At 42.6% G+C, this 11141-nt stretch carries 10 protein-coding genes; 6 read left to right on the forward strand and 4 right to left on the reverse strand.

Annotation, left to right across the window (positions count from 1 at the left end):
* Positions 1-92 precede the first annotated feature (92 nt).
* The 3 genes from I3257_RS05990 to I3257_RS06000 all read left to right on the forward strand — a co-directional run bounded on the left by I3257_RS05990 (position 93) and on the right by I3257_RS06000 (position 2700).
* Complete coding sequence (locus tag I3257_RS05990; RefSeq protein WP_238049114.1) at positions 93-845, forward strand: hypothetical protein; 753 nt, start codon at positions 93-95, stop codon at positions 843-845.
* 4 nt (positions 846-849) lie between these two features.
* Positions 850-1608 carry an endonuclease/exonuclease/phosphatase family protein gene (locus I3257_RS05995; RefSeq protein ID WP_045443058.1) on the forward strand — a complete coding sequence of 253 codons (759 nt, stop codon included), beginning with the start codon at positions 850-852 and terminating at the stop codon, positions 1606-1608.
* Between the two features lie 87 nt (positions 1609-1695).
* On the forward strand, positions 1696-2700 hold the full coding sequence (locus I3257_RS06000) for an NADP-dependent oxidoreductase (protein WP_238049115.1): 1005 nt from the start codon (positions 1696-1698) through the stop codon (positions 2698-2700).
* Positions 2701-2892: 192 nt separating this feature from the next.
* Here I3257_RS06000 and I3257_RS06005 read toward each other — a convergent pair whose 3' ends face one another.
* From I3257_RS06005 to I3257_RS06015, 3 genes are read right to left on the reverse strand one after another with little or no spacing between them, the layout of a single operon-like run.
* Positions 2893-3525: an alpha-ketoglutarate-dependent dioxygenase AlkB gene (locus tag I3257_RS06005; RefSeq protein WP_238049116.1), complete on the reverse strand. Its 633-nt coding sequence runs from the start codon at positions 3523-3525 to the stop codon at positions 2893-2895.
* A gap of 17 nt (positions 3526-3542) precedes the next feature.
* Positions 3543-4433 carry an alpha/beta hydrolase gene (locus tag I3257_RS06010; RefSeq protein WP_238049117.1) on the reverse strand — a complete coding sequence of 297 codons (891 nt, stop codon included), beginning with the start codon at positions 4431-4433 and terminating at the stop codon, positions 3543-3545.
* Positions 4434-4484: 51 nt separating this feature from the next.
* A complete protein-coding gene (locus tag I3257_RS06015) occupies positions 4485-6392 on the reverse strand; it encodes an ABC transporter ATP-binding protein (protein WP_238049118.1) in 1908 nt (635 codons plus the stop codon).
* 318 nt (positions 6393-6710) lie between these two features.
* On the opposite strand from I3257_RS06015, the gene I3257_RS06020 reads away from it, so the two are divergent.
* The 3 genes from I3257_RS06020 (at position 6711) to I3257_RS06030 (ending at position 10158) form a co-directional block, all read left to right on the forward strand.
* Positions 6711-7559, forward strand: coding sequence for an EamA/RhaT family transporter (locus I3257_RS06020; protein WP_238049119.1), 849 nt, complete (start codon positions 6711-6713; stop codon positions 7557-7559).
* A gap of 181 nt (positions 7560-7740) precedes the next feature.
* The gene (locus tag I3257_RS06025) at positions 7741-8643 is read left to right on the forward strand and encodes a fructose bisphosphate aldolase (RefSeq protein WP_238049120.1); all 903 of its coding nucleotides are present in this window, start codon (positions 7741-7743) and stop codon (positions 8641-8643) included.
* A 186-nt stretch (positions 8644-8829) separates the two neighbouring features.
* The gene (locus I3257_RS06030; protein ID WP_201552340.1) at positions 8830-10158 is read left to right on the forward strand and encodes a hypothetical protein; all 1329 of its coding nucleotides are present in this window, start codon (positions 8830-8832) and stop codon (positions 10156-10158) included.
* 179 nt (positions 10159-10337) lie between these two features.
* Here the strand turns inward: I3257_RS06030 and I3257_RS06035 are convergent.
* On the reverse strand, positions 10338-11141 hold an 804-nt coding region (locus tag I3257_RS06035; RefSeq protein ID WP_238049121.1), incomplete at its 5' end, for a phosphomethylpyrimidine synthase ThiC.

Below are 11141 nucleotides of genomic sequence, written 5' to 3' on the forward strand. Positions count from 1 at the left end.
GCATTGGTTCGATAAGAATCAATGCTCTTTTTACATTGATGATATATTAAGCCTTTACCTAAAACATATGCTTGATTGCCGTAGATTGTTAAATGATGCGAAATAACATACCAAATACTCTCATGCTATTTAGCGTCACAGCAATGATGGCCTTTAGCTCCAGTCTCAGTATGGCAGAGACAGATGTGAATAATATATCTGTGAGCCATCTATCATGGGGTCAATTGCCGCCTTCTATTCAAAACTATTATCAAATAGACTCTAAAAAAAATAAAATGAGGCTAAAGACCAAAGATATTGTTGCTATTCGTTCTTGGATTGGCACAGTAGGAGAACAGTATTTGGTTCAATTACAGCGTTTCAATTCAACCAATAGCCCTGACGAGCCAGCAGGAGAGGTCTTCACGCATTTATATGTTATAGATGAACAAGAGGCTTTACGAGTATGGCAAATATATGATTATGTACCCTGCGATGGGTTAGATGTAATCGCAGAATTCGCTAAAAACACCGCCGTAGTGACTGATATTAATAATAACGGTATTGTCGAAGTGAGTGTGCCTTATTATCTCGGTTGTCGTGGTGACGTAAGTTATGATGAGATGAAAGTAGTCATGTACGAAGGGCAGCAAAAATTTGCTGTACGTGGTAACTCTGCAATTTGTAACGCCAAGACAGACCAGCCAGTTGATGCTACTGGTTATTACGGTGGTGACTACAAGATTGATGAAAAATTACTACAGCAATCAGCGCTATCAGCTTCTCAAAAATCAGTATTTAGGCGTCACTTGCAATCAGTGTGGCGAGATAATCAATGTTCCATTTATTTTAAGTATGATGACTAATTTTATGACTACCACAACCTCTTTTGTGCTAACCAGCTATAACATTCATAAAGGCATGTCGCCGATGAATCGCCAAGTTAAAATACAAGGTATCGCCCAAGCCCTTGATATCATTGGCTCTGATGTACTATGTCTCCAAGAAGTGCAAGGTCAGAATCTTAAGCGCAATATGCAGTACAACGAATATCCTGACCAATCGCAACATGAATGGTTTGGTGAGTATTTACAGCTGCAAAATAGCTATGGTAAAAACTCAGAGTATGAAAACGGTCATCATGGCAATGCGGTATTGAGCCGTTTTCCATTGGATCCTAAGCATAACGTCAATATCACCGTTAATAAGCTTGAGCAGCGCGGCGTCTTGCACTGCGAAGTACAACCAGTTGGATGGGATGTACCAGTGGTTGTACTGTGTGCACACCTAAATTTGTTTGAGCGTGATCGCATCAAGCAATATGAAGCCATTGCCAACTATGTTCGCAATGAGATTGCACCTGATCAACCACTGATTTTGGCAGGAGATTTTAATGATTGGAAAAAAATGTCTTGTGATAAGCTGGCTACTAGCTTGGGTATGACCGAAGCTTTCAAGCATTGTCATGGTAAACTGCTGCCAACTTTTCCAGCCAAGCTTCCTGTGCTGAGCTTAGATCGTATTTATGTGCGTAATCTAAGAGTGAAAAATGCTTGGGTGCATACGGGCAAACCATGGTCGACACTGTCTGATCATCTGCCACTCAGTGCGGAATTGGCACATTTATAAATGATTATTAGATAAGCTTAAGTTATTCACTAAAAATAAAATTGAATGCAAAAATAAAGCAATAGATACCTATAAGGATATATAACGATGTCTACTCTTTCTCATAACCCGCTACCAACTACCCAACATGCCGTACTCATACGTGAGTTTGGCGAACCTGAAGTGATGAGCTATCAAGAGGATGTGGCCATTCCTGTGTTAACAGATAACCAGGTATTGGTCAAAGTTGCTTACGCGGGTATCAATCCTGTCGATTACAAAACGCGTCAAGGCAAAGGCTGGGGCGCTGATGCCATACAAAAAAACAAGTTTGATAAAAATGAGCCTGCAATTTTGGGCTTTGATATGTCAGGCACTGTGGTCGATAGTCGTAGTGAGCAGTTTACTATCGGTACACAGGTCGCTGCCCTGACTTTTCATGGTGGCTGTTATGCAGAGTATGTAGCAGTCGATGCTGACATGCTGGCAAAAGTACCGGATTCTGTCACGTTACAGCAAGCAGGTGCGCTGCCTTGTATTGGACAGACGGCGATACAGTTTGTAGAGTTTGCAGATATTCAAGATGGTGAGCATGTGGTGATAAACGCGCCAGCGGGCGGCGTGGGTCACTTGTTGATCCAGCTGCTCATGGATAAAGTGGCTAAAAACAATATCAAGGTGACTGTTATTTGCTCACCAGAAAAATATGCCAAGCTTGATGAAATAATAGATACCAATCAGCTTACAGGTTGGATTGATTATACCAAAGACGATGAATTCCCTGAGTTACAGGCAGATGTGCTACTGGATTTGGTCGGTAATGAAGCAGGCGTGCGAGCGCTTAGCGTGCTCAAATCTGGTGGTCGCGTCAATGTATTACCAACGATTTGGGTGGATAAACTCAAAGAGGCAGGTAGCCAGAAACAGTTAAAGGTAGCGGGTTATAAGGCGCAGCGTAGTGGTAAAGATATGGCACGAGTTTTACAGCTTGTTGCTGATGGCAAGCTAACGCTACGTATTCAGCAAACCTATCCATTGTCTGAAGTGGTCGCGGCTCATCATGAGCTGCAAAAAGGTGCTGCTTTTGGCAAGATCGTTTTAAAAGTGAGCTAGGACGTGTCTTCAATCTGAAGGCATGCGACTAAATGGGCTAAAAGTGGTTAAATCTTTCTAGACTGCATCAAATAGCTGATTAATATCCCGATATTATTTGCGCTATTTTCCTTGTTTGGCTACCGTTTATCTCATTTTTATCACCATTTTCAAAACGAGGACGCGCTCTAGCTTATATTAAGTTACATTAATTTAATGCGGTAGCACTTTTCGAAATGTGAGGCTGATGCGACCTGATTTCACAGTTTTAGTTTTCGCAATAGTATGCTTCCAAAAATCCTGCGTATAGCCATGCATAACGATAAGCTGACCGGACTCAAGATATAGCTCAACTTTGATGGGCTTATTCTCTTGTCTAATAGTTTTATGCTTAAAAACAAATTTTCGCCTAGCACCGAGCGATAAAGAAGCGATAATCGGCTGCGCGCCCAGCTCTTTTTCATCGTCGGCATGATAGCCCATGCCATCAGCACCAGAGGGATAGTGGTTAAGTAAGCAAGAATTAAAATCAACGTTGATACCAATGCTTGATAACTGCTGTTCAATATGTCGTTTTACGTGCAACATCTGCTTTGTCCATGGAATGGCTCGACGCGTCTGTCCAGAGTAATGATAACTGACATCGTTGTCACCCATCCAGACGATTTGGCGAGTGGTAACATGTGTTTTACCAAACAACGTCACGATGTCAGACTGCCAAGGTAGCTCATTTAGTAAATTCTCATACAGAGCGTTAGCATCATTAATAACTACCCCTAAGTCATTGACCTGACCATCGTAAGGCAATAGGTTATCAGTCGGTGTAGGCGCAAAAAGGTCAGTCATCACTTAGACGGCTCAGCTTATTTATGACTATGATAATGCTCATTGATAACTTGAGCACATAATTCAGGTGCTTCCATCGGCAGTAGATGACCATAATCTAACAAAGATATGATGCTGTCATCAGGGACGAATTTTTGCCATTGTTGTCGCACTTTATGGTTGATAAACAACGTCGGCTTGCCAGTGATAAGTGTATAAGGACAGCTCAATTGCTTGAGGGCGGTATCGATATGCGGCGCGCCGAAATAGTTGGCGAGCTCTTGTTCAGGGGCAAATATCAGCGTGTAACTGCCATTGATATCTTTGGATAAACTTTGCTCTGCAAATACCCGCAAATGCGCATCACTCATGCGCCTATAAGCACGTTGAGCGCGTAAGTTCTCATAATAATCATCGATGCTTGCCCAAGTAGATTGTTTGGTGAGGGTGCTTTTAAACGGTTCGCGACTGAGCAGAAGCTTACGCGGCAATAGATTATAGAGTCGGGCTTGTGGTTTAGTAAACGTCACAGGCTCTATTAAATATAGCTGTGAAAACAGATCTGGGCGCTGGGCTGCAGCGATGGCAGTGGCAGTGGCTCCTTGCGAATGACCAATACCAACGATGGGTTTGTCTTGCGTTTTTTCTAAAAATTCAATAAGTATCTCAGCATCCTGCTCGCGCGTAAGACGACGGCGCTGCGGCTTGTCATACCAATAGCCACGAAGCGCAAGCGAGCTGATTTTGAAGTCAGTTGCCAGCGCATTTAATAAGGGACTATAAGTACCAACGGTAAAACTATTGCCACCATAAAAGTGTGTTGGCACGCGAGAGGCAGTACTTGACTGTATTGATGGCGTAAGCTCGCTAAGATTATAGTAGCGCGCTTGTTTTCCACTAATATTAATATTTTTTGCAAATGCTTTCATAATGTACACACCTCCTTGTGTCTGATTTTTAATGAAAATTAAGGGTTGTACTTAGCTGTCTTCACCTAAAAAACCACCACTTTGTCGATGCCACAAGCGAGCATAAACACCGTGTAGATTTAACAACTCATCATGGCTGCCTTGTTCGATAATTTGACCTTTATCCATGACCACCAATCGATCAAGTGCGGCAATGGTGGAGAGACGATGAGCAATCGCAATGACCGTTTTACCTGTCATGATGTCATTCAGGCTTTCGGTAATGGCAAATTCAATCTCAGAGTCAAGGGCGCTGGTCGCTTCGTCCAATAGTAAGATGGGCGCATTTTTTAGCATAACACGTGAGATGGCGATACGCTGACGTTGACCGCCAGAGAGTTTGACGCCGCGCTCACCGACTTGGGTATCAAGCCCTGTATTGCCTTTATCATCATATAAGTCTTTGATAAAGTCCCATGCTTGCGCTTGTTTAGCAGCCGTAATAATTTCTTCGTCGGTTGCATCAGGACGACCGTAAGCGATATTTTCACGTACTGTCCGATGTAGCAAAGACGTATCTTGCGTCACCATACCTATCTGTTGGCGCAAAGACTCTTGGGTGACTTCATCAATTGCTTGTCCATCGATTAGGATTTTACCGCTATCAACATCAAAGAAGCGTAACAATAAATTAACCAAGGTAGATTTACCGGCACCTGAGCGCCCAACCAAGCCTATCTTTTCGCCAGGTTTAATGTCCAAATAAAAGTTATCGAGCAGTTTAGTCTTCGTAGTAGGCGTTGCTGATGTTTTCACTGTATCTAAGCTATCGCCTTCAACAGCGTCGCTATCATTCTCATAACTGAAATCAACATGATCAAAAACGATACGACCTTCGGTGACTTTCAAAGCGGGTGCGTTGGGCTTATCAATGATTTTTTGCGGCGCTGATAAGGTACGCATGCCATCTTGTACGGTTCCGATACTTTCAAATAGACTGGCAGTTTGCCACATGATCCAACGAGTCAAACCGTTCAAACGTAGTGCCATGGCTGTCGCGGCAGCAATCGCACCGACACCGACCGCGCCTTGTTGCCATAAATATAAGCCAATAGCCGCAGTGCCACTAACCAAAATCACACTGATTAGATGGGTTGATACTTCTAAATAACTGACCCAGCGCATCTGTGCATGGACGGTACCTAAAAATTGCCCCATGGCGTTTTTGGCATAACTCAGCTCACGGCGTGAATGGCTAAACAGCTTGACGGTCATGATATTGGCATAAGCATCGGTAATGCGGCCAGTCATCAAGGCACGGGCATCTGCTTGCACAATGGCAGTTTGTTTGAGCTTAGGGATAAAGTACCAAATGGTCAGCGCAACCAAGACTAGCCAAACAATGAACGGGATTAATAATAGGCTGTCCAGATTAAATAAAATGACACCTGACGTAATAAAATAAACGGTGACATACATAAACATGTCGGTGACGGTCATGACTGTATCACGTACGGCCAGTGCGGTTTGCATTACTTTGGCTGAGACACGTCCAGAGAATTCATCTTGATAAAATTGCATCGATTGCCCAAGCATTCGCTGGTGAAAGCGCCAGCGCATTTGCATAGGGAATACCCCTTGCAAGGTCTGAAAATGGATGAATGATGACAATGCAATCCATAATGGACTCATGATCATGACGGCTAGCATGAGCAGTAGCATATCGCCTTTTTCTAACCACAGATTCTGCGGTGTATAGACGCCTAGCCAGTCAACGATATTCCCAATCCAAGCAAATAGCATCGCTTCATAGATGCCAATGCCCGCAGACAAAATCATAAATATCAATAGCCAGCCACGTAAACCGTTGGTACACGCCCACAAGAACTTTAGCATGCCATCACGGGGTGAAGGTAGCGGCATAGGGGTTTCAGGAAAGGCAGGGAGGCGAGTTTCAAAAAATCGAAATAGAGCATTCATAGGCAGTCATAAAACATCAATAGCAGTACGCCAAAATCAACGACATTACTCGTTATTTTGAATCTTTACTTTTGTTATTAGGATTGAGTACTATTTTAGCAAACTTCCCAATCAGACCTGCATGCTAATTGTAAATTGAAGGCTAAAGAGCTACTTGTCAGCAGTCGAATAAAAGCCAATAAATAGATTGCTGTGTAAGAAATACTTTGTTACATTCTATAGCTTTATCCTCATTGGCAGTTCGCGCTTTGTCTTCAGTATATGAATGATGAGCGAATAATACCCCCGTAAAGCGGCAGTTTAACAAGGTAATAGCTCATGATATATTTGACGATAGCGGTGCTTTGTAGTGTCGCCGTTTCAGTATTGCTAAAAGTGTTACGACAGAAAAATATAGACATACGGCAAACCATCGTCGCAGGCTATCCGGTGGCTTTTCTGCTGACGTGGTTTTTATTGAAGCCAGACGTCAGTGGACTCGGTACGCTTGGCAGTGCATGGGGCATTATTATCGCGCTTGGTATCCTGCTTCCCGCCGTGTTTATTGTCCTTGGAAGGGCGATTGAATCTGTGGGAATGGTAGCAACCGATGCGGCTCAGCGGCTATCGTTGATTATTCCTATCGTCGCGGCTTTCTTATTGTTTGGTGAAGTACTGACCAGCACGCGAATATTTGGACTGTTATTAGGCTTTCTAGCACTCGGAGCGTTGATTTATCGTCCACAGCAGGGTCAGATTAGCAGACAAGCGAAGCATACACCGGTATGGTTGTTTGGCGTCTGGGCAGGCTATGGCATTATTGATATCTTGTTCAAGCAAGTTGCCAAGCAGGGCACTGCTTTTCCTCTTACGTTATTTGTCAGTTTTGGTTTAGCAGGATTATTGCTGTTTATTTATTTGCTGATTACGCGGGTGCGCTGGCAGGGGAATGCGCTCGCAGCAGGATTGTTATTAGGTGCGCTCAATATGGGCAATATCTATGCTTATGTACGTGCGCATCAATTATTGTCCGAGTCGCCTAGCATCGTCTTTACCGGTATGAATGTCGGTGTCATTGCAGTGGCAACCTTGATAGGGGTTGGTGTGTTTAAGGAGTCGCTTAACCGTATTAATGTATTGGGTTTATTATTAGCCATTTGCTGTGTGGCAGTGCTATTTTTGGCATAGGATTTCGTCTGCATTTATGACTATATTTATTATTTTATAAAAGCGTTAACTTATCAGATATAGGCACAAAGAGCGTCCTATGATAAGGTTGTCTACAAACAGTAAGGCTGATATAAGCCAATAAAAAGCGATTTACTTTGTGACACTTGAACTCAACCAATAACAATAGGACGCACTCTCAATGGAATATCAAAACCAATATAACAAACAGCTACAACGTATTAAAAATGGTTCGGGATTTATCGCTGCCCTCGACCAGAGTGGCGGCAGCACGCCAAAAGCGTTAGAGAATTATGGTGTCACAGGCGATGATTATGACAACGATGAAGCCATGTTCGACCAAGTGCATGAGATGCGTGCGCGTATCATGACTTGTGAGGCTTTTGATAATGAGCGTGTGCTTGGGGCGATTTTGTTCGAAGATACTATGGAACGTGAGGTCAATGGCAAACCGACGGCCAATTATCTATGGGAAGATAAAAATATTGTGCCATTTTTAAAAGTGGATAAGGGTTTGGCTGAGCAAATGAATGGCGTCCAAGTGATGCGTCCGATGCCAAATTTAGATTTGCTACTCGATAAAGCCAAAAACTATCCAGTATTTGGTACCAAAATGCGCTCAGTAATTTATGAGCCGAATGTCGATGGCATTGAGCTGGTCGTGCAACAGCAATTCGATGTGGCAAAACAGATACTCTCAAAAGGCCTGATGCCAATCGTAGAGCCTGAAGTCGATATCAACAGTAGCAAAAAACATGAATGTGAAGTCATACTAAAGACCAGCATTTTGCACAATCTGGATCGTTTGACTGACGACCAGCAAGTCATGCTAAAACTGACTTTGCCAGAAGAAGCGGGTTTTTACCAAGAGCTGATTGATCATCCAAAAGTATTAAAAGTCGTGGCGTTATCGGGCGGCTACAGCCGTGGCGATGCTTGTGCTAAGCTCAAGCAAAACCCGGGTATGATTGCTAGCTTTTCACGGGCCTTTACTGAAGGGCTGAGTAAGCAGCAAAGTGATGATGAGTTTGCTGACACCATCAATACCTCTATCAAAGAAATCTATGAGGCGTCGAAAGTTTAACAACTGTATTTCAACAAATAGAGTTTAAAAGCTATAATTTGTACTCACCAAAATCCCAACAGATAAAATATCTGTTGGGATTTTTTTGTTTATTTGTATTGATTTAGTATCGTTTTCAATTTATTATTAGAGAAATTAAGTTCACTTCTATATTGATCTACCGTTAACCTAAATGGATATGTATTGATGAATAAACGCTATCTAAGTTTGGCTTTGGCTTCTATGTTGGCACTTTATGGCTGCGGTGGTGGTAGTGATGGCGGTAATAAAAATAGTGGTGGTACGCCAGAGACGCCAGTCATACCAACTACTAAACCAGATAAGATTGAACCACAGGTGCCAGATGTCACCTTTTCTAACGAAATGGCGGCTGAAGAAGGCGAGGACGTCGATCAGTACATTCGCGCACCTGCTAGGTTAAATAACGAAACTGGGAAAATGTATAAGGTTTTGCCAATTTCTGGGACTCACCTTGGAAACCTATATAATGCTGACAGTATTGAAACTACTAGGATTTTTTACCCTGAAAGCGATAGCTATGTGACTGTCAACAAAGGCAATCTTGCTACCATGGCCTCTTTTGAAGATTTGCTACAAGATAAAAACCCAAGTCTACCTGATATTTTCAACATGCTATCTGGAAATCTTGTAGACACCAGTAGTAATAGCTACAAGCTCTATAAAGGTAAACGTGAAGCTGAGTTTCTTCGCTATACGTGTTCTCGAGCGTTAACGCTTGGTGAGCAAGAGCTATCAATGCAGTCTCAGGATTTATCAAATTTTATCAATCATTTGAACAACAATACTTTTTGTAAAGAGGATACGGCAGTACTGGCAGCCAACTTACCTGAGGATAAAAGTAAGGCTTTGAAAGCTCTGGGTGTAACTATTGAACCCTATCTCACTCAAGAAATAGCGTGGGGGAAGACAATGGCATGGATTGGCGTGGCTTATAGTGATGACGTCCTTGGCACTACAAGCTCAGTACAGCAAATTATTGATGAACTATCTCGCAAAGGTATTCACCATATTGGTTTACTCAGTGCGATGGGAGGCACTAACGACAAAGTTATGCTGAGTTCTCTGACAGAAGTAGATGTTGTTTTGGGTAATTTGGATGCTTCAGCAAATGAGACAGATTTTTCAGAACTGAAGTCCAACTTAAATCAAAAACTGGATAGTTATAAGTTTGAAACAATGAATAGAGGCGGACAGAAAGTATGTATGAGTTACAACAGCAACAAAATATTGACATCAAGCTCCTATGAGGCTGAGACAAATATCAAAGGTGAAGTAACACAGTGCGAAGGTTCTGCATACCTCTATATAGATAAACCTGATATTCGCTATAATGAGGAAGTTTATTCTTACGCAGAGTTTTATGAGTACATAAAAGGACTCAATAATGCCCTAGATAATTTTGGCAGTGACAAAGAGTTTTACATTGTTTCCAAGCTAGAATCTGGAGGTATTGATGAAATTCGAAAAATTGAGAAAAAATATCCACTGAATTGAGTATTTAGTTTTTAAAGATGTTAAGAGTTATTTTAAAAAAAGCTCGAACCTGATTGTCAGGTTTGAGCTTTTTTGATGCGCTGCTATATAGGTTGCCTACATCTCTCTATATAACTGACATCCTTCGCTAGTATATTTATCACCTCAATCAAATGATTCATATCCATTAAGTCATCTATTTATGAAATAACTTTTTGGTTAATGGCATCTTTATTCAGCCCCGCCGCATAATCCCGCACGTTTTGAGTGATTTTCATTGAGCAAAACTTAGGGCCACACATAGAGCAGAAGTGGGCAACTTTGTGCGCGTCTTTTGGCAACGTTTCGTCATGGAACTCACGTGCCGTATCTGGGTCGAGCGCCAGATTAAATTGATCGTCCCAACGGAATTCGAAACGGGCTTTAGATAACGCATTGTCACGAGATTGCGCACCTGGATGACCTTTAGCTAGGTCAGCAGCATGAGCCGCAATTTTATAAGTGATGATACCGTCTTTAACATCCTTTTTATTGGGTAGACCCAAATGCTCTTTTGGCGTGACATAGCAGAGCATAGCAGTGCCAAACCAACCAATCATCGCCGCCCCAATGGCACTAGTGATATGGTCATAGCCCGGTGCAATGTCAGTCGTTAAAGGCCCTAATGTATAAAAAGGTGCGTCAGCACACAGCTCAAGCTGCAAATCCATATTTTCTTTAATACGGTTCATGGCTACGTGCCCTGGCCCTTCTACCATGACCTGTACGTCATGCTTCCACGCCAATTGGGTCAACTCACCAAGGGTACGCAGCTCACCAAATTGTGCTTCGTCATTGGCGTCTTGCAAGCAGCCTGGACGTAAGCCGTCGCCTAGACTAAACGCCACATCGTACTGCTTCATAATCTCGCAGATATCTTCAAAATGAGTATATAAAAAGCTCTCTTTATTATGAAACATGCACCACTGCGCCATGATAGATCCGCCACGCGAGACGATGCCCGT

The organism is Psychrobacter sp. Ps7 (assembly GCF_022129225.1).
Lineage (GTDB): Bacteria > Pseudomonadota > Gammaproteobacteria > Pseudomonadales > Moraxellaceae > Psychrobacter > Psychrobacter immobilis_A.